Below are 23,908 nucleotides of genomic sequence, written 5' to 3' on the forward strand. Positions count from 1 at the left end.
CTCAACGACGCGTCAACGGATGCGTACCGAGCGCCGCAAGGGCCGGGTGCGGGCGGCGCTGAAGCGGGTTGCTTACGGGCGGCCGCGGCTTTCCGTGTTCCGTTCTTCGCAGCATATCTATGTTCAGATCATCGACGACACGCAGGGGCGGACCTTGGTTTCCGCTTCGACCGTGGAAAAGGATCTGCGTGAGACGCTGAAGAGCGGCGCGAATGTCCAGGCCGCGTCTGCCGTTGGCAAGCTCTTGGCAGAGCGTGCGAAGGCAGCCGGTATCGAAAAGGTGCAGTTTGACCGCGGAGGCTATATCTATCATGGGCGAATCAAAGCCCTGGCAGATGCCGCCCGCGAAGCCGGGCTGGACTTTTAGGAATATGAGACAGGTCGTCGGGCCGACCCGGCAGTCGAGCAAACAGACGGACGAAGGTTAAAATGGCGCAAAGAGAACGTTCACAGCGCGGTGGCGGCGGACGCCGGGAGCGCGAGGAGAAGGTCGACAGCGAATTCGTCGACAAGCTCGTGCATATCAACCGCGTCGCCAAAGTCGTGAAGGGCGGTCGCCGCTTCGGTTTCGCCGCGCTCGTCGTGGTCGGCGATCAGCGCGGTCGGGTCGGCTTCGGTCACGGCAAAGCGCGCGAAGTCCCGGAAGCGATCCGCAAGGCCACGGAAGCGGCAAAGCGGTCGATGATCCGGGTTCCGCTGCGCGAAGGCCGCACGCTGCATCACGACATTCATGGCCGCCACGGCGCCGGACGTGTTCTGATGCGTGCGGCTCCGGCCGGTACCGGCATCATCGCAGGCGGTCCGATGCGTGCGGTTTTCGAGACGCTCGGCGTGCATGATGTCGTCGCGAAGTCGCTCGGCACGTCCAACCCGTACAACATGGTTCGGGCGACGTTCGAGGCTCTGAAGAAGCAGGACAGCCCGCGTTCGGTCGCGGCACGTCGCGGCATCAAGGTGTCGACGCTGCAGGCTCGTCGCCAGCACGAAGTCGGCAGTGAGGCGCAGGGAGCCTGATCATGGCTGAGAAGACGATCACTGTGGAGCAGACCGGCAGCCCGCTGCGCCGTCCTGGCGTGCAGCGGCAGACGCTGATCGGGCTCGGGCTCAACAAGCAGCGCCGGCGGTCCGTTCTGCCAGACACTCCGGCGACCCGCGGCATGATTGCCAAGGTTCAGCATCTCGTTCGCGTCGTCGACGAGAACTGACACAACGATTTTGAATCGGGGCTTAAACCCAATGAAACTCAACGAACTTTCCGATAATCCGGGAGCCGTCAAAGGGCGCAAGCGCGTCGGTCGCGGCATCGGGTCGGGCCTCGGCAAGACCGGCGGCCGCGGCGTGAAGGGTCAGACCTCGCGTTCGGGCGTCGCAATCAAGGGCTTCGAGGGCGGCCAGATGCCGCTGCATCGTCGTCTGCCGAAGCGGGGCTTCACCAACATCTTCGCCAAAGACTTCACGGAAGTGAATGTCGGGCGTCTGCAGCAGGCGGTTGATGCCGGCAAGCTCGACGCCAAGGCCGATGTGGATGCGGCTGCTCTCAAGGCCGCCGGTGTCATCCGTCGGACGAAGGACGGTGTGCGTATCCTCGGAGATGGCGAGCTTACGGCGAAGTTGACCCTCAAGGTCGCCGGCGCCTCGCGCGCGGCCGTCGAGGCTGTGGAGAAGGCTGGCGGCTCGGTCACGATCATCGAACCGGTCCCGGCCAAATCCCAATCCGGCAAGAGCGAAGACGCCTCCGCCTAAGCGAAGACGGCTCCCTGCCTAAACCGCATTCGGAGTTCCAATGGCTTCTGCAGCCGAACAGCTTGCCGCCAATTTGAACTTCGGCGCCTTTTCGAAGGCGACGGAGCTCAAAAAGCGGATCTGGTTCACTCTCGGTGCGCTGCTCGTGTATCGGCTCGGCACGTATATCCCGCTGCCGGGCATCAACATCGAAGCCCTGCAGCAGGCGTTCGAGCAGCAGTCGCAGGGTATCCTGGGCGTCTTCAACATGTTTGCCGGCGGTGCCGTCGGCCGCATGGCGATCTTCGCGCTCGGGATCATGCCCTATATCTCGGCTTCGATCATCATTCAGCTGATGACGACGGTGATCCCGACGCTCGAGCAGCTGAAGAAGGAAGGCGAGCAGGGCCGCAAGGTCATCAACCAGTACACGCGGTATCTGACCGTGGTGCTGGCCGCGTTCCAGTCCTATGGCATTGCCGTAGGCCTCGAGGGCTCCTCAAGCGGCATCGTCGCAGATCCGGGTTGGTTCTTCCGGTTTACCGCCGTCGTGACGCTGACCGGCGGCACGATGTTCCTGATGTGGCTCGGTGAGCAGATCACTTCGCGCGGCATCGGCAACGGCATTTCGCTCATCATCTTCTCCGGCATCGTCGCCAATCTGCCGAACGCTTTGGCGGGTACGCTGGAGCTCGGACGTCAGGGCGCCTTGTCGACGCCGGTGATCTTGACCGTGATGGTTCTGGTCGTCACCGTGATCGCCTTCATCGTCTTCGTCGAGCGGGCCCAGCGGCGGCTCATCATCCAGTATCCCAAGCGTCAGATGGGCAACCGGATGTTCCAGGGCGACACGTCGCATCTGCCGCTGAAGCTCAATACGTCGGGCGTCATCCCGCCGATCTTCGCGTCGTCGCTTCTGCTGCTGCCGATCACGGTGGCGAATTTCTCGGCTGGTCAGGGACCCGCCTGGCTTGCTCAGGTGACGGCGATGCTCGGTCGTGGGCAGCCGCTGCATATGGCGATCTACGCGGCGTTGATCATCTTCTTCGCCTTCTTCTACACGGCGATCGTGTTCAATCCGAAGGACACGGCCGACCAGCTGAAGAAGCATGGCGGCTTCATTCCGGGTATCCGCCCGGGGGAGCGCACCGCGGAATATATCGACTACGTGTTGACGCGGATCACCGTTGCGGGTGCCGCCTACCTCGTCATTGTGTGTCTTCTTCCTGAATTTCTGATCGCAGAGCTTTCCGTGCCGTTCTATTTCGGCGGCACCTCGCTCCTCATCGTTGTCAGTGTGACTATGGATACTGTTTCACAGGTGCAGGGCCATTTGCTCGCGCACCAGTACGAAGGGCTGGTCAAGAAATCGAAGCTGCGCGGGAGCCGGCGTCGATGAGACTGATCATTCTGGGACCTCCCGGAGCCGGGAAGGGCACCCAGGCCCAGCGACTTGTAGAGAAGCACGGCCTCGTGCAGCTATCGACGGGTGACATGCTTCGCGGCGCTGCCGCCGCGGGCACCGACGTCGGTCTCAAGGCGAAGGCCATCATGGACAGCGGCAATCTCGTTCCAGACGAGGTGGTCATCAACATCATGTCGGAGCGGCTCGACGAGGCCGACGTCCAGAGGGGCTTCGTGCTCGACGGCTTCCCGCGGACTCTGCCGCAGGCGGACGCGCTCGAAGTCCTGCTTTCGGAAAAGGGCATGCCGCTCGACGGCGTCGTGCTCTTGACGGTCGAGGACGAGGCTCTGGTCGATCGGGTTGCGGGTCGGTACTCTTGCGCCAATTGCGGCGAGATCTACCACGACACGACGAAGAAGCCGGCCAAGGAAGGTGTCTGCGACGTCTGCGGCTCGACCGAGTTCAGGCGGCGCGACGATGACAACCAGGAAACGATTCGCAAGCGGCTTGCTGCGTATTATCGCGATACGGCACCCCTCGTCGGGTACTACTGGGCGAAGGGAAAACTCCGTCAGGTCGACGGAATGATGCCCGCGAAAGACGTCGCAGCCGCAATCGAAGACGTTATGGGCGATTTGAAGGGCTGATCTTCTGTCGATGCGGTTGACGGGCGGCCGCGTAAGGACTATCTCCGGCGCAATCCTGAAGTGCGGATAACGGCGCCGAAGCTCGGATGAAGCTTGGGGCGTCGTTTTTTGGCGTTTCGTCCCGAATAGGTGAAGCCGGGGCGCGCCGCGGATGCGGACTGCGCCAGACAAAGAGGAGAAAGACGTGGCACGTATTGCTGGCGTCAACATTCCGACCAACAAGCGCGTCGTGATCGCGCTGCAGGCCATCCATGGAATTGGACCGGCCATGGCGCGTGAAATCGCTGAGAAAGCGAACATCGACCTGTCGCGTCGCGTCAACGAGCTGTCGGACGCGGAGATCTTGCAGATCCGCGAAGCGATCGATCGCGACTATATCGTCGAGGGCGATCTCCGTCGTGAGACGGCCATGAACATCAAGCGGCTGATGGATCTCGGCTGCTATCGCGGGCTGCGCCATCGGCGCGGGCTGCCGGTGCGCGGACAGCGCACCCACACCAATGCCCGGACCCGCAAGGGACCGGCCAAGGCAATCGCCGGCAAGAAGAAATAACGCCAAGGAAGGCCTGACTTAGATGGCGAAAGATACCACCAGGGTGCGTCGGCGCGAGCGAAAGAACATTACGTCGGGCATCGCCCACGTGAATTCGACGTTCAACAACACGATGATCACCATCACCGACGTGCAGGGCAACGCGATTTCGTGGTCCTCTGCCGGCGCGATGGGCTTCAAAGGATCGCGGAAGTCGACGCCCTATGCCGCTCAGATCGCGGCCGAGACTGCTGCCCAGAAGGCGCAGGAGCACGGCATGCGGACGCTTGAGGTCGAGGTTTCCGGACCGGGATCGGGCCGTGAATCGGCTCTGCGCGCGCTGCAGGCTGCGGGCTTCACCATTACTTCGATCCGTGACGTGACGCCGATCCCCCACAACGGCTGCCGTCCCCCGAAGCGGCGCCGCGTCTGATCTCGCATTTGAGGTGTATGCGGCTCGCGGATGCGAGTCGCGTCTGCATGCGAGAGCACAAAACGAAAGGTTCGTCCCCGTGGTGATACAAAAGAACTGGCAGGATCTCATTAAGCCGAACAAGCTTGATGTGAAGCACGGGTCCGATGCGAGCCGCATCGCTACCGTCGTCGCAGAACCGCTTGAGCGCGGCTTCGGCTTGACGCTCGGCAATGCGCTGCGCCGCGTGCTGTTGTCCTCGCTGCAGGGTGCGGCTGTGACCAGCCTGCAGATCGACGGCGTTCTGCACGAATTCTCGTCCATCGCCGGCGTTCGGGAGGATGTCACCGACATCGTCCTCAACGTGAAGGAAATCGCCATCAAGATGGAGAGCGAAGGTCCGAAGCGGCTGACGCTCAGGAAGTCCGGTCCGGGCGTGGTCCTGGCGGGCGACATTCAGACGGTCGGCGATATCGAGGTGCTCAACCCCGAACACGTTCTGTGCACGCTCGACGAGGGCGCGGACATTCGCATGGAGCTGACGGTCGATACCGGCAAGGGCTATGTCCCGGCGGATCGCAACCGCCCGGAAGACGCGCCGATCGGCCTCATTCCGGTCGACAGCCTCTATTCGCCGGTCAAGAAGGTTTCCTATCGCGTCGAGAATACGCGTGAAGGCCAGGTCCTCGACTATGACAAGCTGACCTTGTCGCTCGAGACCGATGGGTCGGTATCGCCGGACGATGCCGTCGCCTATGCCGCCCGGATCCTGCAGGACCAGCTTTCGATCTTCGTCAACTTCGACGAGCCGAAGAAGGAAGAGGTCCACGAGGCGACCCCGGAGCTCGCCTTCAACCCGGCGCTTCTGAAGAAGGTGGACGAGCTGGAGCTTTCGGTTCGCTCGGCCAACTGCTTGAAGAACGACAACATCGTCTATATCGGCGATCTCATTCAGAAGACCGAGGCGGAGATGCTGCGCACGCCGAACTTCGGCCGCAAGTCGCTGAACGAGATCAAGGAGGTTCTCGCCTCCATGGGCCTGCATCTCGGTATGGAAGTGGCCAATTGGCCGCCCGACAATATCGACGATCTCGCCAAACGCTTCGAAGACCAATATTAAGCTTTGATGAACAGCGGCGGGAGCCGTCGTTCGAATGAGGAGACAGGGCCATGCGCCACAGAAAGACCGGCCGTAAGCTGAATCGGACGTCGAGCCATCGTCAGGCGATGTTTGCCAATATGGCGGCGGCGCTCATTCGCCACGAGCAGATCGTGACAACCCTGCCGAAGGCAAAAGAGCTAAGGCCGTTCGTGGAGAAGCTCGTCACGCTCGGAAAGCGGGGCGACCTGCATGCGCGCCGGATCGCGATGTCGCGGCTGCGCGATGAAGAGATGGTCAAGAAGCTCTTCGAGACGATCGGTCCGCGCTACGGTGAACGGAACGGTGGTTACACCCGCGTGCTCAAAGCCGGCTTCCGCTATGGTGACAGTGCGCCGGTCGGTGTGATCGAATTCGTCGATCGCGACGAGGATGCGCGCGGCGCCGAAGATCGGGCTCGCATGGAAGCGGCCGAGGTTGCGGAAGCCGCAGCGTAAGGCTTGTCGGTCTTCCTGGATTGCGAAAAGGGGCCCGCGTGGCCCCTTTTTTGTTGGCGCGGGCGGCATGTGGCCGGATCATTGCCCGCACGACATAGAATTTCCGGATTTGACCGGTTCCTGGCTCACTCTTTTCAAGCGCGGACGACCGTGGCGCGCGTCAAGGTCGCTCCCGCATTCCCGCTGCTAAATTGGAGGCTCTCGTGACGTCGTTTCGTCAGTTTCGCCTTGCCTGCTGTGTCCTGCTCGCCTCTGCCGGTGTTTCGAGCGGTGTCGTTGTCGGTGTGCCGCTCGCGCATGCTGAGGACGTGCCGCAAAGCCGTGAAGAGATTTCTCTTTCCTTTGCCCCGATCGTGAAGAAGGCCGCTCCTGCGGTCGTCAATGTCTACGCGAAGCAGATCGTGCGCACAGCGCCGTCGCCCTTCGCGGACGATCCCTTCTTCCGGCATTTCTTCGGTGATGGGGGTTTCGGGTCGCCTTTCGGCGTGCCGCGTGAGCGTGCGCGCAATTCGCTCGGTTCCGGCGTCATCGTCGATGCATCGGGCCTCGTCGTCACGAATTACCACGTCATCCGTGGTGCCGATGAAGTGAAGGTGGCCTTGTCGGACGGGCGCGAGTTTGAGGCTGAAATTCTGTTGCGCGATGAACAGAGCGATCTCGCGATCCTGAAGATCTCGGACGGGGAGGCGGATTTTCCGACGCTTTCGTTCGCCGATTCGGACGATCTCGAGGTCGGCGATCTCGTGCTCGCGATCGGCAACCCGTTCGGGGTCGGGCAGACGGTGACCAGCGGCATCGTCTCCGCGGTGGCGCGAACGGAGGTCGGCATCTCCGACATGGCATTCTTCATCCAGACGGATGCTGCCATCAACCCGGGCAATTCGGGTGGCGCATTGATCGATGTGAAGGGCCGGCTTGTCGGTATCAATTCAGCGATCTTCTCGCGGTCTGGCGGTTCGAACGGAATCGGATTCGCGATTCCTTCCAACATGGCGCAGGCGGTGGCCGCCCAGGCGCTCGCTGGCGGGACGGAAGTTGTGCGCCCCTGGATCGGGGCGACGTTCCAGAAGGTGACGCCGGATATTGCCCGCTCACTCGATCTGCCGCGGCCGCAGGGGGCGCTCGTCGTCAAGGTCTTCGAGGGCTCTCCTGCCGAAAAGGCCGGTCTTGCGGTCGGCGATCTCGTCCTGTCGGCCGATGGCTACGAGGTGGCCAATCCGCGTTCGCTCGAATACCGGCTGACGATCAAGGGAATTGGCGAGACGGAGAAGCTTGTCGTCCTGCGCGATGGGGCAGAGAAGACGCTGACTGTGTCGTTGGAATCGGCGCCGGAGACGGTGCGGGCCGACGAGCAGCTTCTTGACGGCTATTCGCCGCTGACCGGGGCGACGGTCGCCAATCTCTCGCCGAGGCTTGCGGAGAGACTGCGGCTGCCGAGTGACCAAGAGGGCGTCGCGGTTACCAAGGTGGAGCCGCGTTCACCCGCCGCGCAGCTTGGCCTGCAGCCGGGTGATATTGTCGTTGCCCTGCAGGGGCACTCTGTCGAATCGTCGAGCGAGCTGAAGCGTATGACGAGCCAAAAGCAGCGATTGTGGCGGATCACGGTCAACCGTGGTGGCCGGCTTTCGCGGCTTGTCATCGGTGGATGAGGGGCATTTGTCGGACAATCTCTTCACAGCAGCCGGATTGGAAAAGAGCGCGCCGCAGCCGTTGCCTGACCGGCTGCGACCAAAGAAGCTCGCCGATGTCGTCGGCCAGCCGCATCTGACGGGTGAGGACGGCACGCTCACCCGCATGCTTCGGACGCGCTCTCTCGGCTCTCTGGTCTTCTGGGGGCCGCCTGGGACGGGCAAGACCACGGTCGCGCGGCTTCTGGCCCGCGAAACGGACCTTTATTTCCAGCAGCTGTCTGCGATCTTTTCCGGTGTTGCCGATCTCAAGAAGCATTTCGAGGCGGCGCGTGCGCGTCGGCAGACGGGGCAGGGGACGCTCCTCTTCGTCGACGAAATCCATCGCTTCAATCGCGCACAGCAGGACAGCTTCCTTCCCGTCATGGAGGACGGGACGGTGACGCTCGTCGGGGCGACCACCGAAAACCCCTCCTTCGAGCTCAACGCGGCGCTTCTGTCGCGTGCGGCCGTTCTGGTGTTTCGCCCGCTGGATTCTGAGGCGCTCGGCAAGCTCGTCGAACGCGCCGAAAAAGAGGAAGGGCGAAAGCTGCCGCTCGACGAGGAAGCGCGCGGCGTTCTTCTGCGTATGGCCGATGGCGACGGACGGGCCGTTCTCGCGCTCGCCGAAGAGGTCTGGCGCGCCGCGGGAAAGGACGAAACCTTCGATGCGAAGCGTCTGCAGACGGTTCTGCAGCGGCGGGCGCCGATCTACGACAAGAGCCAGGATGGTCATTACAATCTGATTTCGGCCCTGCACAAATCTGTGCGCGGTTCCGACCCGCAGGCGGCTCTCTACTATCTCGGGCGCATGCTCGATGCGGGCGAAGACCCGATGTATCTGGCCCGGCGGGTGATCCGCATGGCGGTTGAGGATATCGGCCTCGCCGATCCGCAGGGGCTCGTGCAGGCGAATGCCGCAAAAGAGGCTTACCACATGCTGGGTTCGCCCGAAGGCGAACTCGCCATTGCCCAGGCCGTGGTCTATCTCGCAACGGCCCCCAAATCGAACGCTCTCTACAAGGCGTATGGCGCCGCGCGCCGGACGGCCAAGGAGGCCGGCTCGCTCCAACCACCGAAGCACATTCTCAATGCCCCGACCAAGCTCATGCAGTCTGAAGGCTATGGGGCCGGCTACGCCTATGACCATGCTCAGGAAGAGGCGTTCTCGGGGCAGAATTATTTCCCCGACGAGCTGGAGCGTCAGGACTTTTACGTGCCGACCGGACGTGGATTCGAAGCGGAGCTCAAGCGACGGCTCGATCATTGGGACCGGCTGCGGCGCGAGCGTGCCAGAGGCGAAGACGAGACCTGATCGATCGTGCGCCTGATGCCAATCGGCATCGCCTTCTCGTGAGAAAATGGCTTTTTCTCGCCTGGGCGGCCATTGCATCGAAAGAATCGACGGATTTATTCGCTGAGGCTCCTTGCGGCGCGGGGACCCTCAACCGCGAATGTGGCGTCGAGGAGCAAGTGCCTGAGACTCCGAAGATATCCGTCTGGGCCCGGGCGCTTCCCCCGAGTGGCGTAAGGGCCCTTCGGTGACGATTGTCACCACAAATGGGTCTTGAGGTGGCAAAAATCTGGCGTGCTCTTCCTTGACCCTGCGGAGCCGCCTTCTACCTCCTCTTGGGCTTCACAAAGATGTGCGACGGATCCCGCCTCAGAGCGGTGCTTTCGTTCGTCCAACAGACAAACGAGGAGCCATATGAGCGAACAGACGGTGGATCAAACAGGCGACGCGACCGAGGATATACCGACCGACTATGAAGTCGGTCAGGACAATATCCAGGTTTTCGGCCTCGATTTTCACAACCCCGTATTCATCGTGTCAGGGCTGACGATCATTCTGTTCGTCGTTTTCACCCTCCTCTTTCAAGAGGGCGCGGAGAGCTTCTTCACCTGGCTGCGGCCGTTCCTGACATCGAACCTCGACTGGCTCTTCCTGATTGCCGGCAACGTCTTCGTCCTGTTTTCCCTGTTTCTGATCGTCTCGCCTCTCGGGAAAATCCGGCTGGGCGGTCCTGATGCAAGACCGGAGTACAATTACTCTGGATGGTTCGCCATGCTCTTCGCTGCGGGCATGGGTATCGGGCTCATGTTCTACGGCGTGTCGGAGCCTCTGACGCATTACAACGCGTCCGTCGCATCAGACGCCGCGCAGGCCGGCAGCGATGCGCCTTTGATGGGCGCGCCCGACAATCCGGAAGGTGCAAGGCGGCTCGCCATGGCGGCCACGATCTTCCACTGGGGTCTGCACCCGTGGGCGATCTATGCCGTCGTCGCGCTCGCGCTTGCGCTTTTCAGCTACAACAAGGGCCTGCCGCTGACGATCCGCTCCGCCTTTTACCCGATCTTCGGTGAGGCCGTCTGGGGCTGGCTCGGCCATGTCATCGATACGCTCGCGGTGTTTGCGACGCTTTTCGGTCTGGCGACCTCGCTCGGCTTCGGTGCGGAACAGGCGCTGGCCGGTCTCAACCACATCTTCGGCATCCCGGATACCGATCCATGGAAGGTGGGGCTGATCGTCGCCATCACCGGCTGCGCACTGACTTCGGTGCTGGCCGGCCTCGACGCGGGCGTGAAGCGGCTGAGCGAGATCAATATGGCGCTGGCCTTCCTTCTGCTCGTCTTCGTCGTGGCGGTGGGACCGACGCTGACGATCGTCTCCGGCTTTTTTGAGAACATCGTCGCCTATGCGCGCGACATCATTCCTCTGGCGAACCCGATCGGCCGGAGCGATGACAGTTTCCGCAATGGCTGGACGACCTTCTACTGGGCCTGGTGGATTTCGTGGTCTCCCTTCGTCGGCATGTTCATTGCGCGGGTTTCGTATGGGCGGACGGTGCGCGAGTTCATGATCTGCGTCCTCATCATCCCGACCGTCGTCAGCATCTTCTGGATGACGGCCTTTGGCGGGACCGCGATCTCGCAGCTGATGAATGGTTATGACGGGGCCGTCAGTGCCGAGCTGCCTGTGAAGCTCTTCCTGATGCTTGAGCATTTGCCGCTCGCTTCGATCACGTCGTTCATCGGCATCGTCCTGGTGATTGTCTTCTTCGTCACCTCGTCGGATTCCGGCTCGCTGGTGATCGATACGATCACCGCCGGCGGCAAGGTCGATGCGCCGGTCGCGCAGCGTGTCTTCTGGGCGACCTTCGAAGGGCTGGTGGCCATCGCGCTCCTTCTCGGAGGCGGGCTCAAAGCCCTGCAATCGGCAGCTGTCGCGACGGGCTTTCCATTCGTTTTCATTCTGCTTCTGATGGTGTGGTGCATTTATCAGGGCTTGAAGGGCGAGCAGCGGGCGCTGGTCGAAGCGCAGGAGGCAGAAGCGACGGCCTGACCCGTCAAAACCTCGGTTCTGAAGAAGGGCGCGGTCATCCCGCGCCCTTTTTTGTCGACGTTCGGGATGCAAAAACGCGCGGTCGTCGCGAGGCGGGCTTCATTCGGCCGACAAAACGCTCTAAGCGCTGCGGTTATGAAGCAAGTTCTCTTTATCGCCCGCGACCGATATTCCGGCCTTCGCGTGAGGCCCGTGGCTTTGGTGTCGCGGTCGCTCCGCGCGCCAGCCTCCGGGAGCCTGTCATGAGTGCACCGGCCTCCGTCGTGATGCGGCGCGTCGTCCGGGACGAATCCGGCATGCGCGTCGATCGTTGGTTCAAGGAGCATTATCCGGGCCTGGGTTTCGGCCATCTGCAGAAGCTTCTTCGCTCTGGCCAGGTGCGTGTGGACGGGGGGCGCGTGAAAACCTCGACCCGTCTCGTCGCTGGTCAGGAGGTACGTGTGCCGCCGCTTGCGACAGGCGATGTGCGCCCGCAGACGAAAGCGACCATCCGCGACCGGCGCGATGTCGATGTGCTGAACGACGCGCTTCTCTACGAGGACAGCCAGGTCTACGTCTTCAACAAGCCTGCCGGCCTCGCCGTTCAGGGCGGATCGGGCGTCAATCGTCATGTCGACGAGATGCTGGAGGCGTTTCGTGATCGCCACGGTCGTAAGCCGCGGCTCGTTCATCGTCTCGACCGCGACACGGCCGGCGTGCTTGTCGTGGCCCGCACGCGCAGTGCCGCGGCGTTTTTCGGCAAGGCCTTCAAGGAGCGGGAGAGCCGCAAGCTCTATTGGGCGCTGGTGAAAGGCGTTCCGAAGCCGCCGCAGGGCAAGATCTCGACGTTTCTGGTGCGCGGCGAAGGCGACGACGCGGAGCGTATGCGCGTGGCCCGCCATGGCGAGCGGGGGGCGGATCATGCTCTGTCGCACTACGCCGTTGCCGATCAGGCCGGTTCGCGGCTCTCGTGGCTCATCATGCGGCCGGTGACGGGGCGCACGCATCAGCTTCGAGCCCATGCCGCCCATATCGGCAATCCGATCATCGGCGATTCCAAATATTTCGACGTGGAGAACTGGGAGTTGCCAGGCGGCATTCAAAACCGGCTGCATCTCCTTGCTCGGAGAATCATTTTGCCTCATCCCACCGGTGGAGTTCTCGATGTGACGGCGCCGCTGCCGCCGCATATGGCGCAGAGCTGGGCCGTGCTCGGCTTCGACGAGGCTGGCGGGGAGGCTGCGGCCGAGGCCGTTTGACCGCGATGTCGCAAGCGCTTGGGGCGAAGCCCGCCTCTCTGCTCGTGCTCCTGACCGTGATGTGGGGGCTCAATCAGGTCGCCATCAAAGTGGCACTCGGTGGCTTCCCGCCGATGCTGCAGATGGGGCTGCGTTCTGCCGTGGCCGGCGGTCTGGTGCTTCTCTGGTGCTTTGCGCGCGGCGTGCCGGTTTTTCGCTCGGGTCGGCGTTTCGGCCCGGGTGTCCTGACCGGGATGCTTTTCGGGATGGAGTTCGCTCTCGTTTTCTTTGGTCTGACCATGACGACGGCCTCACGCAGCGTCGTCTTCCTCAATACCGCTCCCTTCTTCGTCGCCATCGGAGCCCACTTTTGGCTGGGAGACAGGATTTCTGCCGCAAAAGCCGCTGGGCTCGCGCTCGCGTTCGTGGGGATTATCGTCGCCTTCCTCGACGGGCTGAGCCCGGGAACGCTCAATACGGCCGCTGGTGACGTGCTGTGCATCCTGGCCGCCGTCTTCTGGGGCGGGACGACCCTGGTCGTGAAGGGCACGCGCTTGCGCGAAGCGCCCGCCGAAGAAATCCTTCTCTACCAGTTGCTGGTCTCGGCCCCGCTCGGCTTTGCCTTGTCGTTCCTTGTCGGGGAGGCGGGGATTGGGCCTGTGACCTCGACCGAACTCGTCGCCTTCCTGTATCAAGGTGTGGTCGTCGCCGGGGCGAGCTATCTCGCCTGGTTCTGGCTGGTGAGAACCCATTCCGCGCCGCTGCTCCACGCCTTCACCTTTATCGTTCCGGTCTCCGGTGTCTTCTTCGGGGCGGTGCTCCTTGGCGATCCTGTCGGCTGGCGTCACGGCCTTGCCCTTTTGCTCGTCGCCGGAGGTATCTATCTGGTCAACAGGCCCGCGTCGGTCCGCCGTGTCGTGCCGCCGGGCGCGTGAGATGTTGGACCCTGACTACGCCCAGACCCAGTGAGCCCAGACCCAGTGAGCCCAGACCCAGTGAGCCCAGATCCGTTGAGCAAGGAGAGCCTGTTGCCCGATTTTCCTGCAAAGCCCGACGATGCGATGTCGAAGGCGCGCGAGCACGCGGCAAGGGAGCTGCCAAAGAGATTCTACAAACGGGCCGAAGCCGTTGAAACGGAATCGGGTTTCGAGCTTCGCCTCGACGGGCGTCCGGCCCGCACGCCGGGCAAGAAGCCGCTTGCCGTTGCGCGCGCAGATCTCGGGCAAAGCCTCGCTGAGGAATGGGATGCTCAAGGCGAACGCATCGATCCTCTGACGATGCCGCTCACACGCCTCGCCAATGTGGCGATCGACGGGGTGGCCGACGAAATGCCTGCGGTGCGCGAAGAGGTGGCGGCTTATGCGGGCACGGATCTGCTCTTTTACCGGGCCGGCGAGCCGGAAGCTCTCGTATCCCGGCAGCGGGAGATCTGGGACCCGCTTCTTGCCTGGGCGGAAAGTCGCTTTTCGGTTCGTTTCCGTCTGGTCGAGGGGGTCATGCCGGTCGATCAACCGAAAGAGGGGCTTCAGGCCGTGCGCGAGGCTCTCGAGGGATTTGACGAGCCCTTGTCGCTTGCTGCTCTGCATACGGCAACCACGCTGACGGGATCGGCACTCATCGCGCTCGCCCTGGCGGAAGGCGCGATCGATGCCGAGGCGGCCTGGGCCGCCGCGCATGTCGACGAGGATTTCAACATCTCGCAATGGGGTGAGGATTTCGAGGCGAGGGAGCGGCGCGAACGCCGCGGCTTTGAATTCTCGGTGGCTGCGACGGTGCTGCGCGCCTGAGCCGTCCTTCGATTTGGGCCGGCGGACACCGCTCAGATGCCGGCGTACCATTCGTAGCCACGGTCTTCCCAATAACCGCCCTTGCCGCCGCGAATTGAGGCGAAGCTGCCCACGACCTCGATACCCATGACGTACTTCGCCATCTTGTAGCCGAGCTGGCGTTCGATGCGCACGCGCAACGGCGCACCGTTTGCGACCGGCAGGGTTTCATCGTTGAGGCCGTAGGCGAGGATCGTCTGCGGGTGACGTGCGTCGATCATGTCGATCGATTCGTAGTATTTTTCGCGACCGAGCGTGTCGGCGCAGCGGAAGACCACGTAGCTGCCACCGGGTTTGACGCCGGCTTCATCGAGGACGGCGGCGAGGGGCACGCCCGTCCATTTGGCGATGCAGCTCCATCCCTCGACGCAGTCATGCCGCGTGATTTGCGTGCGCGCCGGCATGGCACGTAATTCGTCGAGCGACAGGGATTGCGGTCGTTCGACGAGGCCGGTGACGGAAAGACGCCAATCGGCGAAGCCATTCGCGGCCATCTCCCGATAATCCGGATCGCGCGGACTGATCGAGCCGTTCGGACGCTGCGGCTGGATGATCTCGCTTTCGGAATACTCGCGCGCCAGCGCCTCGCGATCGAGGAGGCTGCGCTGTGCGGCCATCGTCAGATCTTCGGCCCGCTGCAAGAAAGCGCGTGCCATCGGATTCTGGACGATGCGGTCGCAACCGGACAGTAGCGCGGCTCCACCGCCAATGGCGGCGGCCCGGATAAGGGCGCGACGCGTCAGGGTGATGGTCATGAGGTTTCCCCCTTCGCCTCGGGCCGCACGCGGTACCGCCCGGTGAGGATGGCACGCATTTCGTTGACCGGGCCCGCCGCCAGGACCATGGCGATGTGAACGACAAAGAAGAGGACGAGCAGGCTCATCGTCATGAAATGCAGCGTGCGTGCCGACTGGCGTCCGCCGAACAGATCGAGCAGCCAGGGCAGTGCAGCATCCATCCCCGGCGACATCGCGAGACCGGTGGCGACCATCGTTGGCATGAGGCCGAGGATGACGATGAGGTATGAGAGCTTTTGCAGAATGTTGTAATGCGCCTCTCGTCCGAAGCGGAAGCGGAGGTGATCGCCGATCGCGCGCGGCATGGCGCGTAGCTCGCCGCGGCGGGGAATGAGATCGCGGCGGAAATGGCCGTTGAAAAGGCTGACGCAGACATAGGCGAGGCCACCCGCCACGAGCACCCAGGCGAAGAAGAAGTGCACGACCCGACCGGTCGCAAGGTCGCGATAGCTCGGGATGGTCGCCCAGGCGGGAAAACCGCGCGCGACAAGTGCCCCGCTGCTGTCGCGTGAGGCGCCCAGAAAGCCGGTCGTGTCGAAGTCCATGCTGCCGATTTCCGTAATTCCTCGCAGGCTGCCGTCACCCGTACGCATGGCGGTCATGGAGACGAGGGAGTTGGAGAAGTTCGACTGGGTGCCGAGATAGAGCGCGGGATGCGCGTTGAAGATCTGCAGACCGCTCGCGAGAAGGAAGAAGAGGCAGAACGCGTTCAGCCAATGCCAGAGGCGCGTTGCCCATCTGTGCCGGTAGACGATTTCCGTTTGCGGTTCGACCGGCTCTGGCATTGATGCATTCCCTTCGTGATCCCCATGAATATAGCGTGCGCCACGGTCCGCAATGTCACGAAGCGGTCGTGCCTCTTCACATCAACGCCAGATTCGCATCCGATCTCTCTCAACAAATGCTCCCGTTTGGCGTAGGCCGTTATATGAAGACGAGATTCTAAACCGGCTAATGGCCATGGAAACAAGATCAATCTGATTGGGGGGTAGAATGCGTGACGTTCTAGTGGAGTTGGAAAAGCGGCGTGCCAATGCGCGCGCGGGCGGCGGCGAGAAGCGTATTGCGGGCCAGCATGACAAGGGCAAGCTGACGGCGCGCGAGCGCCTGGTGGTGCTCCTCGACGACAGCTCGTTTGAAGAGTTCGACATGTTCGTCGAGCACCGTTCTTCGGCCTTCGGCATGGAGGAGCAGAAGATCGCGGGCGACGGCGTCGTCACCGGATGGGGGACGATCAACGGCCGCCCCGTCTACGTTTTCGCCAAGGACTTCACCGTCTTCGGCGGGTCGCTTTCCGAGGCGCATGCGGAGAAGATCTGCAAAGTCCAGGACATGGCGCTTAGGAACGGCACGCCGATCATCGGGCTTTTCGATGCCGGCGGCGCGCGCATCCAGGAGGGCGTTGCGGCGCTTGGCGGCTATGCTGAGATCTTCCAGCGCAACGTTCTTGCCTCAGGTGTCATTCCGCAGATCTCGGTGATCATGGGGCCTTGTGCGGGTGGCGACGTCTATTCGCCGGCGATGACCGATTTCATCTTCATGGTGCGCGGCACGTCCTACATGTTCGTGACCGGCCCGGATGTCGTGAAGACCGTGACCAACGAGACGGTGACGGCCGAAGAGCTCGGCGGCGCGTCGGTGCACTGCGTGAAGTCGTCGGTGGCGGACGGCGGCTTTGAAAACGACGTCGAGGCGCTTTTGGAGATCCGTCGCCTCTACGATTATCTGCCCCTCAACAACAAGGCCGACCTCCCGGAAATCCCGGTCCACGATCCTTGGGATCGGCAGGAGAAATCTCTCGATACGCTGGTCCCGGATTCGGCGACCACGCCTTATGACATCAAGGAAGCCATCCTGAAGACGCTTGATGAGGGGGCCTTTTTCGAGATTCAGCCCGACCATGCGAAAAACATCCTCACCGGCTTCGGCCGCATCGAGGGGCGTACGGTCGGTGTCGTGGCAAACCAGCCGATGGTTCTGGCCGGCGTCCTCGATTCGGATGCCTCTCGGAAGGCGGCACGCTTCGTTCGCTTCTGCGATTGTTTTGGCATCCCGATTCTCACCTTCGTCGACGTTCCGGGTTTCCTGCCCGGCACGTCGCAGGAATATGGCGGCCTCATCAAACACGGCGCCAAGCTCCTCTTTGCCTATGCCGAGGCGACGGTGCCGAAGGTGACGGTGATCACGCGCAAGGCCTTCGGCGGCGCATACGACGTCATGGCCTCCAAGCACTTGCGCGGGGATATCAACTACGCCTGGCCGACGGCCCAGATTGCCGTCATGGGCGCCAAGGGTGCGGTGGAGATCATCTTCCGCAAGGATATCGACAATCCGGAGAAGATCGCCGAGCACGCCAAGACCTATGAGGATCATTTCCTCAATCCGTTCGTGGCGGCGGAGCGGGGCTATATCGACGACGTGATCATGCCGCAATCGACCAGACGGCGGGTTGCCCGCGCCTTCCGGCTCCTGCGCCGCAAGGAACTCGCCAATCCCTGGAAGAAGCACGACAACATCCCGCTCTGAGCGCTTGAACGCTTGAGCCTCTCGAGCCGTCGGTCGCCTCAGTGCGTGACCGGCGGCTTTGCCGTTGTGCGGGCGATGCGATGCTCGCGCAGATAGATGAAAATGCCGGAGCCGACGACGATCGCCATCCCGGCCCATTTCGGGGCATTCGGGAGGTCGCCGAAGACCAGGAGGCCGAGAGCCACCGCGGAGACAATCTCGGTATAGCCGAAAGGGGCGAGGACCGAAGCCGGGGCGAGCTGGTAGGCCCGGTTGAAGAGAAGATGGGCGAACGTTCCGATTACACCTGTCGCCAGCAACAAGGTCCAGGCAAGAGTGCTCGCCGGCCATGAGAATGCCAGATCGTCGAGGCCGAATGGACGGCAGACGATCATTGCCGCGACGATTACCGCAAAGCCGCCGAGAGCTGCATAAAACTGCATCGCGAAGGCGCTCGCACCGCGCGCCACGTGCCGGCTCAAGATGAAATAGATTCCGACGAGGAATGCTGTCAGAGCCGGCAGGAGAGCGGGCAGCCCGAAGACCGCATAGCTCGGCTGGATGATGATGAGCGCTCCGGCAAATCCGACCAGAACCGCGACGATCCTCCGCCATCCTACCTTTTCGCCGAGGAATAGGCCGGACAAAAGGGTCACGATCATCGGTTCGATCATGAAGATCGCAATCGCGTCGGCGAGCGGCAGGAAACGCAGCGCGGCGAAGAAGGCGAGACTGCCGAAACCGAGACAGGCACCCCGCAGGAGGTTGAGCCCAAGATGCGGAATGCGCAGAGCGGCGGTCCCTTCCCAATGAAGGAGCAGGGGCAAGATCAGCACGCCCTGGAGAAAGAGACGAACGGCTCCGACTTCGCCGGCCGAAAGGCCGTGCTGCGTGATGAGGAGCTTGCTCAAGGCATCCATCGTCGGGATGATTATGCCGCCGGCGACAAAGATCATGATGCCGCGCACCATCTCGGCGGGCGTGTTGGTCAGAGAGGAGGGGAGCGATGCCATTCGCCGTCCTTGCCACAAAGCCGCAAGGCGAGCCACCAACGCCTGATGGCATGGCCGGCGTCACGGTGAGATCAGGCACCGGTTCGCACGGTGTTGCTGTCTCCGTTGCTGGCGGTGATCGTCATCCGGGTGAGGGCGCGCGGCGCGCCTGACGGCCGGCGAAGAGGAGCCCGTATAGCGCCACGCAGATGACGACCATCGCCAGGATCTGAAATGTCTCCACGTGCCCGCCGAGAACGACCACAGTAATGAGCATGGTGACCGCTGGGGTCGGTACCGTGATCGAGCTCGCGACGGAGACATCGATATGGCGGATGGCGTTGAACCACAGGACGAGCTCCAGATAGTAGGCGACGCCAAGAAGGATCGCGGCCTTTTGGAAGGTCGGATCGGTGAAACCCTGCAAGAGAGCGCCCGGTTCGCCAATGACCGCCTGAAGGGCGAGAAGCACGATGCCGGAGATAACGAGGCGGGTGACGGTCACCTGGTTTGGCGTGATCGACGTCGTCATCAGAACCTGGCGCAGCAGCACATGTGCGATGGCCCACAATGCCGGGATGCCGAGGGTATAGGCCGACCACCATGAGATGTCCGCCACGCGAAACGTGCCGCCGGTGGTGAGATAGACGAGAGCCGCGAGGAGGAGTGCGGTGAAGCCGAGCTCGGTGGTGCTCTTGCGTTTGCCGAGAAGAACCGCCTCCAGAAGGATGGCGAAGAGCGGATAGGCCTGCAGCGCGATCACCATGCTGACGGGCCCGGCCCTCTTGGCCGCCACCACATACATGTAAGTCGCCACCGCGAACATCGCCCCGGTCAGGAGCGCGATTGCGAGCGTTCGGGCGGAAGGCCGTTGTGCCGCCGCGCTCGGGGGCGCCCCGCGCCGGAGCTCGACGATAAAGAGCGGAAGACCCGCGACAAGCTGCCAGAAGGTGAGCCAGATGGCGAAGGAGAGGCCGCTCGATCCTTCGGGACGCGCGTCGGCGATGACCGGCATCGCCGATAGGATGGCGAGGCAACAAAGGGCGTAGAGAATGCCGGTGCGATGCGACGGGGACATCACCGTTCCATGAGAAGACGCGTGTGATTGTATTGGTATGTCCCGTGCGATATTGAATGCAATCGGATTATTGTATTGATGGCAATGTGGATCCCTGATCTTTCCCGCTTTTCCGGCCCGGCCTACACGGCACTCGCCGAGGCGATCGGCACGGCGATCTCTGCGGGGGATTTGAGCGCCGGCGAGCGGTTGCCGCCGCAGCGCGATCTCGCCTGGCGGCTGGGCTTGTCGCTCTCGACGGTGACACGCGGCTATGGCGAGGCGGTGCGTCGGGGCTTCCTGGAAGGCAGCGTCGGGCGCGGCACCTATGTGCGCGATGCGAAAGCGGTCACTGCCGCGGCAAGCGGTGCTTGGAATGCGGGGCTCGCGCGGCCTGCGGGCGATGCGATCGATTTCGCCAACAATCTGCCGCCGCTCGGCGGGGCGGAGAGGCAACTTGCAGAAACGCTGTGCGCAATCTCGGGTGAGCAGGGGCTCGGGGCTTTTCTCGATCACTGGCCGGGACGAACGGCAGAGCGGCACGCAGAGGCCGCGGGCGCATGGATCGAAACGCTCGGGTTTCCCCATCAGGGGCGGTCGATCGTGCTTACCAACGGCTCGCAGCAGGGGCTCTTCGTGGCGCTCCTGGCGCTGGCGCGGCCAGGCGATGCGATCCTTGCCGAGGCGCTCTCCTATGCACCCGTCCTGGCGGCGGCCGAGCGTCTCGGTCTCAGGGTTTTTCCTGTCGCCATGGACAGGGAGGGGCTCTTACCTCAGTCTCTCGACGAACAATGCAGGGCGACGGCCGCCCGACTTCTCTACACCATGCCGACGCTGCACACGCCGACGACTGCGACGATGTCCGAGGCGCGCCGTCGGGCCGTCGCCGAAGTCGCCGAGCGCCACGGCATCGACATTCTGGAGGACGATGTTTTCGGCTTTCTACCGCGCTCGCGGCCTGCGCCTCTCGGAGCCTGTCTGCCCGATCAGACAATCTATGTGGCGAGCACCTCAAAGAGCCTCGCGCCGGGTCTGCGCGTCGGCTATCTGAGCGCGCCCATGCGCCATGAGAGAGCCTTGCGGGCGGGTGTCGCACTCTCCTCGTGGATGCCGCCGCCGCTGATGGCGGAGATCGCGACACGCTGGATCGAGGATGGGACGGCGGAGCGCCTCAACGAAGAGAAGCGCCAGGCTGCCGAGGCGCGGCAGGCCTTGGCGCGTGAGACGTTGAAAGGGAGCCGCTTGGCGGCCGATCTGGCGGGCTTCCATCTTTGGCTGCATCTGCCGGAAGGATGGCGGCCGGATGCCTTCGAAGCGGCGGCGCAGCGTGAGGGCGTCGCCTTGCGCTCCGCACGGTCCTTTTGCGTCGATCCCGCCGTCGCGCCTGCCGCGGTTCGCCTCTGCCTCAGCCATGAGGCGTCTCACTCGCGGGTGGAAGACGGGCTCTGGCGCCTCAAACGGCTTCTCGACGAAAGGCCGGGAGAGGCTGCCTTCATCGTCTGAGCAGCGGGCTTTGGTGCGCTCGTGCGGGTGGCGTTCTTAGGCTGTACCTTTGCCGCCAGGCTGACGCTTTTGCGCGACGATCGGGCTCAAAATTGTCCTTGATGCAAATCAAGGTGCAATTAAAAGGGCAGGCGCAGCGTGCTCTCCTCCTCGGAGACAAAGGAGACCAACAGTGATTACAAGAAGAAGATTGCTCGGTTCCGCCGCCCTTCTGACGGCTGGTGCCGCGCTTCCGGGAGCGTCGAAAGTCTGGGCTCAGCCCAAGAAATTCGAGATCGTCATGTGCGCCAAGCAGGAGGGTATCTCCTGGTTCGATGACATGCGCACGGGCGTGGAGGATTTCGCCAAGGATTTCGGCGTCAACGCCTATCAGATCGCACCCGAGACCGGAGACCCCGCCAAGCAGGCGCAGATGGTCGAAAGCCTGATCGCCAAGAATGTCGACGCCATCCTCGTCGTCCCGAACGATCCGAAGTCCATGGAGCCGGTGCTGCAGAAGGCCAAGGACGCCGGTATCGTCATCGTCAGCCATGAGGCGAAGAGCCTTGCGGGCACAGCCGATTACGATGTCGAAGCCTTCAAGAACGAGGATTTCGGCGCCCTCATGTTCGACAAGCTCGCCAAGGCCATGAATGGCGAAGGCAAGTTCGTCGCGATCGTCGGTGCGCTGACGATGGAAACGCACATGCAGTGGTTCAATGCTGGCATGGAGCACATCAAGGCCGATTACCCGGACATGGAATTCGTCCTGTCCGAGCCGATCGAGGACAACAACGACGAGAAGACCGCGCTCGACAAGGTCAACGAGGTGCTGAAGCGCTACCCGGACCTCAAGGGTATCGTCGGCTGCTCGGTGTCGGGCACATCGATGGCGGCCCTCGCGGTCGAGAAGCTGCGCCGCAAGGACATCGCCGTGGTCGGTCTCGGCCTTCCGAGCATCAATGGCCCGTATCTCGAGGACGGCTATCAGAATGTGGCTCTCTGCTGGCGCCCTGCCGATGCCGGTTACGCGTCCGCCTTTGTCGCCCACAAGCTTCTGAACGGCGAAACCGTCGAGGCGGGCATGGACCTGAAGCGGCCTGGCTACGACAAAGTCACCATCGAGGACGGTGTCGTCTATGGCGATGCGACACTGATCCTGACCGCAGAGAACTGGAAGGACTACAAGTTCTGACCCAGGGGATGCTCAGCGATCATGGCTGAACTGATCCGCTTGGAGGGCCTGAGCAAGCGATATATCGCGACCCAGGCCCTCGATCATGTCGACCTGTCGATTGCCGCCGGCGAGGTGTTGTGCATCGCCGGCACGAACGGCTCCGGCAAGTCGACGCTCATGAAGTGCATCTGCGGTGCCGAGGAGCCGGATTCCGGCAACATCGTTTTCGATGGCCATGCCTATCAGCGCTTGAGCCCGTCGCAGGCGATGCGCCTTGGCATCCAGATCATCTATCAGGATCTGGCGATCTTCCCGGACCTCACGGTTGCCGAGAACATCGCGTTCCACGAGATCCAGCATCGCAAGGGATTGTGGGTCGACTGGAAGGCGTGCCGAAAGACGGCGGAAGACGCGCTTGCCTCCCTCGGGGCGAAGCTGCCGCTCGATGCGAGGCTCGGAGATCTGTCCTTCGGCGCGAAGCAAACGACGGCCATCGCGCGCGCCCTGACACAGGAATGCCGCCTGCTGATCATGGATGAGCCGACGAGCGCGCTGCCGGCGCGCGATGTCGAGCAATTGCTGACCATGGTGCGGCGCCTCAAGGAAGGCGGAATTTCCGTCATCTTCGTCAGCCACAAGCTCGACGAAGTGTTCGAGATCGCAGACCGCATCTACGTGCTCCGCGACGGGAAGGAAGTGGGCGAATACGCGCCTGCCGATATCGACGTCAGCGAGCTCGGTTTCCTGATGACGGGTGTGCGCGTCGTTGCCGGAAAGAGCGACGAGGTGAGGGCGGATGCGCCTGTTCTCCTCGAAGTTCAGGATCTTCAGCGCGACGGCCAGTACCGCGATCTGTCTTTCGCGCTGCGCGCGGGCGAGGTTTTGGGCTTTGCCGGACTGACTGGTTCGGGGCGCACGGAGACCGCGCTCTCGCTCTTCGGTCTCAATCCGGCGAAGTCCGGCCGTGTGCTCGTCGATGGTGCGGAATTGCGCATCACCTCGCCGCAGGATGCCGTGCGCGCCGGGATCGTGCTCGTCTCGGAAGATCGGGCGAGCCAGGGGCTCTTCGGCCGCAAGCCGATCCGCATGAACATCGCCTCGTCGATCTATGAGCGCATCAAGGGCGCGCTATCGCTCATTTCGAGCGACAAGGAAGCGACGATCGGCGACGAATGGGTGAGGAAGGTGCGGGTGAAAACCCCATCGGCCGCAGAACCGGTGCAGAGCCTCTCCGGCGGCAATCAGCAGAAGGTCGTGCTCGCCAAATGGCTGGCGACCGAGCCGAAGATCCTGATTCTCGACAATCCGACGGCCGGCATCGATGTCGGCTCCAAGGCCGAGATCCATGAAATCGTGCAGACGCTGGCACGCGAAGGCTGTGGCGTCATCATGATTTCCGACGATCTCGACGAGCTCGCCATGAGCTGCAACCGCGTCCTCGTCTTCCGCACGGGACGGATCGTCGAGGAGTTTTCGGGTCCGGAGATTACGTCGGCTCGCATTGCCGCAACGATCCGGCAGGACGACTGAG

24 protein-coding genes are annotated in these 23,908 nt (G+C 62.8%); 20 read left to right on the plus strand and 4 right to left on the minus strand.

Going from position 1 to position 23,908, the window contains the following annotated elements:
- Positions 1-19 precede the first annotated feature (19 nt).
- From rplR to ACK8CP_RS04320, 16 genes are all read left to right on the plus strand, one after another.
- Positions 20-367 (plus strand): 50S ribosomal protein L18, encoded by a 348-nt coding sequence (rplR, locus tag ACK8CP_RS04245; RefSeq protein ID WP_128294258.1) that lies wholly within the window; start codon positions 20-22, stop codon positions 365-367.
- A gap of 62 nt (positions 368-429) precedes the next feature.
- A complete protein-coding gene (gene rpsE / locus ACK8CP_RS04250; RefSeq protein WP_092816594.1) occupies positions 430-1,014 on the plus strand; it encodes a 30S ribosomal protein S5 in 585 nt (194 codons plus the stop codon).
- Positions 1,015-1,016: 2 nt separating this feature from the next.
- A complete protein-coding gene (gene rpmD / locus ACK8CP_RS04255; protein WP_128294257.1) occupies positions 1,017-1,205 on the plus strand; it encodes a 50S ribosomal protein L30 in 189 nt (62 codons plus the stop codon).
- Between the two features lie 31 nt (positions 1,206-1,236).
- Positions 1,237-1,743 carry a 50S ribosomal protein L15 gene (gene rplO / locus ACK8CP_RS04260; RefSeq protein WP_261211159.1) on the plus strand — a complete coding sequence of 169 codons (507 nt, stop codon included), beginning with the start codon at positions 1,237-1,239 and terminating at the stop codon, positions 1,741-1,743.
- 40 nt (positions 1,744-1,783) lie between these two features.
- On the plus strand, positions 1,784-3,121 hold the full coding sequence (gene secY / locus ACK8CP_RS04265) for a preprotein translocase subunit SecY (protein WP_234628241.1): 1,338 nt from the start codon (positions 1,784-1,786) through the stop codon (positions 3,119-3,121).
- Positions 3,118-3,774: an adenylate kinase gene (locus ACK8CP_RS04270; protein ID WP_414833437.1), complete on the plus strand. Its 657-nt coding sequence runs from the start codon at positions 3,118-3,120 to the stop codon at positions 3,772-3,774. The genes secY and ACK8CP_RS04270 overlap by 4 nt, the downstream gene beginning before the upstream one ends.
- 184 nt (positions 3,775-3,958) lie before the next feature.
- Positions 3,959-4,327: a 30S ribosomal protein S13 gene (gene rpsM, locus ACK8CP_RS04275; RefSeq protein ID WP_234628239.1), complete on the plus strand. Its 369-nt coding sequence runs from the start codon at positions 3,959-3,961 to the stop codon at positions 4,325-4,327.
- A 22-nt stretch (positions 4,328-4,349) separates the two neighbouring features.
- Entirely contained in the window at positions 4,350-4,739 is a 390-nt protein-coding gene (rpsK, locus tag ACK8CP_RS04280) for a 30S ribosomal protein S11 (protein ID WP_092816604.1), read from the plus strand.
- An 82-nt stretch (positions 4,740-4,821) separates the two neighbouring features.
- A complete protein-coding gene (locus ACK8CP_RS04285) occupies positions 4,822-5,838 on the plus strand; it encodes a DNA-directed RNA polymerase subunit alpha (protein ID WP_092816615.1) in 1,017 nt (338 codons plus the stop codon).
- A gap of 50 nt (positions 5,839-5,888) precedes the next feature.
- The gene (rplQ, locus tag ACK8CP_RS04290) at positions 5,889-6,314 is read left to right on the plus strand and encodes a 50S ribosomal protein L17 (RefSeq protein ID WP_092816606.1); all 426 of its coding nucleotides are present in this window, start codon (positions 5,889-5,891) and stop codon (positions 6,312-6,314) included.
- 203 nt (positions 6,315-6,517) lie between these two features.
- Entirely contained in the window at positions 6,518-7,963 is a 1,446-nt protein-coding gene (locus ACK8CP_RS04295) for a DegQ family serine endoprotease (RefSeq protein ID WP_414833438.1), read from the plus strand.
- Between the two features lie 7 nt (positions 7,964-7,970).
- Positions 7,971-9,296: a replication-associated recombination protein A gene (locus tag ACK8CP_RS04300; RefSeq protein ID WP_234628237.1), complete on the plus strand. Its 1,326-nt coding sequence runs from the start codon at positions 7,971-7,973 to the stop codon at positions 9,294-9,296.
- Between the two features lie 393 nt (positions 9,297-9,689).
- Entirely contained in the window at positions 9,690-11,324 is a 1,635-nt protein-coding gene (locus ACK8CP_RS04305; RefSeq protein WP_234628236.1) for a BCCT family transporter, read from the plus strand.
- Between the two features lie 242 nt (positions 11,325-11,566).
- Positions 11,567-12,562 (plus strand): RluA family pseudouridine synthase, encoded by a 996-nt coding sequence (locus ACK8CP_RS04310; protein ID WP_414833439.1) that lies wholly within the window; start codon positions 11,567-11,569, stop codon positions 12,560-12,562.
- A 5-nt stretch (positions 12,563-12,567) separates the two neighbouring features.
- On the plus strand, positions 12,568-13,476 hold the full coding sequence (locus ACK8CP_RS04315) for a DMT family transporter (protein WP_414833440.1): 909 nt from the start codon (positions 12,568-12,570) through the stop codon (positions 13,474-13,476).
- 93 nt (positions 13,477-13,569) lie between these two features.
- Complete coding sequence (locus tag ACK8CP_RS04320) at positions 13,570-14,328, plus strand: ATP12 family chaperone protein (RefSeq protein ID WP_414833441.1); 759 nt, start codon at positions 13,570-13,572, stop codon at positions 14,326-14,328.
- Between the two features lie 32 nt (positions 14,329-14,360).
- Here the strand turns inward: ACK8CP_RS04320 and ACK8CP_RS04325 are convergent, their stop codons facing one another.
- Complete coding sequence (locus tag ACK8CP_RS04325; RefSeq protein WP_414833442.1) at positions 14,361-15,122, minus strand: molybdopterin-binding protein; 762 nt, start codon at positions 15,120-15,122, stop codon at positions 14,361-14,363.
- Positions 15,119-15,949, minus strand: a complete 831-nt coding sequence (locus tag ACK8CP_RS04330) for a cytochrome b/b6 domain-containing protein (protein ID WP_414833443.1) — start codon at positions 15,947-15,949, stop codon at positions 15,119-15,121. Before ACK8CP_RS04330 ends, ACK8CP_RS04325 begins: the two co-directional genes overlap by 4 nt.
- 208 nt (positions 15,950-16,157) lie before the next feature.
- On the opposite strand from ACK8CP_RS04330, the gene ACK8CP_RS04335 reads away from it, so the two are divergent.
- The gene (locus ACK8CP_RS04335) at positions 16,158-17,690 is read left to right on the plus strand and encodes an acyl-CoA carboxylase subunit beta (protein WP_234628230.1); all 1,533 of its coding nucleotides are present in this window, start codon (positions 16,158-16,160) and stop codon (positions 17,688-17,690) included.
- Between the two features lie 38 nt (positions 17,691-17,728).
- Here the strand turns inward: ACK8CP_RS04335 and ACK8CP_RS04340 are convergent, their stop codons facing one another.
- Both ACK8CP_RS04340 and ACK8CP_RS04345 read right to left on the minus strand, forming a co-directional pair.
- Positions 17,729-18,682, minus strand: coding sequence for a DMT family transporter (locus tag ACK8CP_RS04340; protein ID WP_414833444.1), 954 nt, complete (start codon positions 18,680-18,682; stop codon positions 17,729-17,731).
- A 121-nt stretch (positions 18,683-18,803) separates the two neighbouring features.
- The gene (locus ACK8CP_RS04345; RefSeq protein WP_414833445.1) at positions 18,804-19,739 is read right to left on the minus strand and encodes a DMT family transporter; all 936 of its coding nucleotides are present in this window, start codon (positions 19,737-19,739) and stop codon (positions 18,804-18,806) included.
- 78 nt (positions 19,740-19,817) lie between these two features.
- Here ACK8CP_RS04345 and ACK8CP_RS04350 point away from each other — a divergent pair, with 78 nt between their 5' ends.
- The 3 genes from ACK8CP_RS04350 (at position 19,818) to ACK8CP_RS04360 (ending at position 23,907) form a co-directional block, all read left to right on the plus strand.
- On the plus strand, positions 19,818-21,221 hold the full coding sequence (locus tag ACK8CP_RS04350; RefSeq protein WP_414833446.1) for a PLP-dependent aminotransferase family protein: 1,404 nt from the start codon (positions 19,818-19,820) through the stop codon (positions 21,219-21,221).
- Positions 21,222-21,393: 172 nt separating this feature from the next.
- Entirely contained in the window at positions 21,394-22,395 is a 1,002-nt protein-coding gene (locus ACK8CP_RS04355; protein ID WP_414833447.1) for an autoinducer 2 ABC transporter substrate-binding protein, read from the plus strand.
- Positions 22,396-22,416: 21 nt separating this feature from the next.
- Positions 22,417-23,907, plus strand: a complete 1,491-nt coding sequence (locus tag ACK8CP_RS04360; protein ID WP_414833448.1) for a sugar ABC transporter ATP-binding protein — start codon at positions 22,417-22,419, stop codon at positions 23,905-23,907.
- Position 23,908 lies beyond the last annotated feature (1 nt).

The sequence above is a fragment of the Afifella sp. YEN Y35 genome, from assembly GCF_047553465.1.
GTDB classification, from domain to species: domain Bacteria; phylum Pseudomonadota; class Alphaproteobacteria; order Rhizobiales; family Afifellaceae; genus Afifella; species Afifella aestuarii.

Coding starts and splice junctions, on each gene's coding strand:
- rplR (WP_128294258.1), top strand. CDS start 20: ATGCGTACCGAGCGCCGCAAGGGCCGGGTGCGGGCGGCGCTGAAGCGG.
- rpsE (WP_092816594.1), top strand. CDS start 430: ATGGCGCAAAGAGAACGTTCACAGCGCGGTGGCGGCGGACGCCGGGAG.
- rpmD (WP_128294257.1), top strand. CDS start 1,017: ATGGCTGAGAAGACGATCACTGTGGAGCAGACCGGCAGCCCGCTGCGC.
- rplO (WP_261211159.1), top strand. CDS start 1,237: ATGAAACTCAACGAACTTTCCGATAATCCGGGAGCCGTCAAAGGGCGC.
- secY (WP_234628241.1), top strand. CDS start 1,784: ATGGCTTCTGCAGCCGAACAGCTTGCCGCCAATTTGAACTTCGGCGCC.
- ACK8CP_RS04270 (WP_414833437.1), top strand. CDS start 3,118: ATGAGACTGATCATTCTGGGACCTCCCGGAGCCGGGAAGGGCACCCAG.
- rpsK (WP_092816604.1), top strand. CDS start 4,350: ATGGCGAAAGATACCACCAGGGTGCGTCGGCGCGAGCGAAAGAACATT.
- rplQ (WP_092816606.1), top strand. CDS start 5,889: ATGCGCCACAGAAAGACCGGCCGTAAGCTGAATCGGACGTCGAGCCAT.
- ACK8CP_RS04305 (WP_234628236.1), top strand. CDS start 9,690: ATGAGCGAACAGACGGTGGATCAAACAGGCGACGCGACCGAGGATATA.
- ACK8CP_RS04310 (WP_414833439.1), top strand. CDS start 11,567: ATGAGTGCACCGGCCTCCGTCGTGATGCGGCGCGTCGTCCGGGACGAA.
- ACK8CP_RS04315 (WP_414833440.1), top strand. CDS start 12,568: ATGTCGCAAGCGCTTGGGGCGAAGCCCGCCTCTCTGCTCGTGCTCCTG.
- ACK8CP_RS04325 (WP_414833442.1), bottom strand. CDS start 15,122: ATGACCATCACCCTGACGCGTCGCGCCCTTATCCGGGCCGCCGCCATT.
- ACK8CP_RS04330 (WP_414833443.1), bottom strand. CDS start 15,949: ATGCCAGAGCCGGTCGAACCGCAAACGGAAATCGTCTACCGGCACAGA.
- ACK8CP_RS04335 (WP_234628230.1), top strand. CDS start 16,158: ATGCGTGACGTTCTAGTGGAGTTGGAAAAGCGGCGTGCCAATGCGCGC.
- ACK8CP_RS04340 (WP_414833444.1), bottom strand. CDS start 18,682: ATGGCATCGCTCCCCTCCTCTCTGACCAACACGCCCGCCGAGATGGTG.
- ACK8CP_RS04345 (WP_414833445.1), bottom strand. CDS start 19,739: ATGTCCCCGTCGCATCGCACCGGCATTCTCTACGCCCTTTGTTGCCTC.
- ACK8CP_RS04350 (WP_414833446.1), top strand. CDS start 19,818: ATGGCAATGTGGATCCCTGATCTTTCCCGCTTTTCCGGCCCGGCCTAC.
- ACK8CP_RS04360 (WP_414833448.1), top strand. CDS start 22,417: ATGGCTGAACTGATCCGCTTGGAGGGCCTGAGCAAGCGATATATCGCG.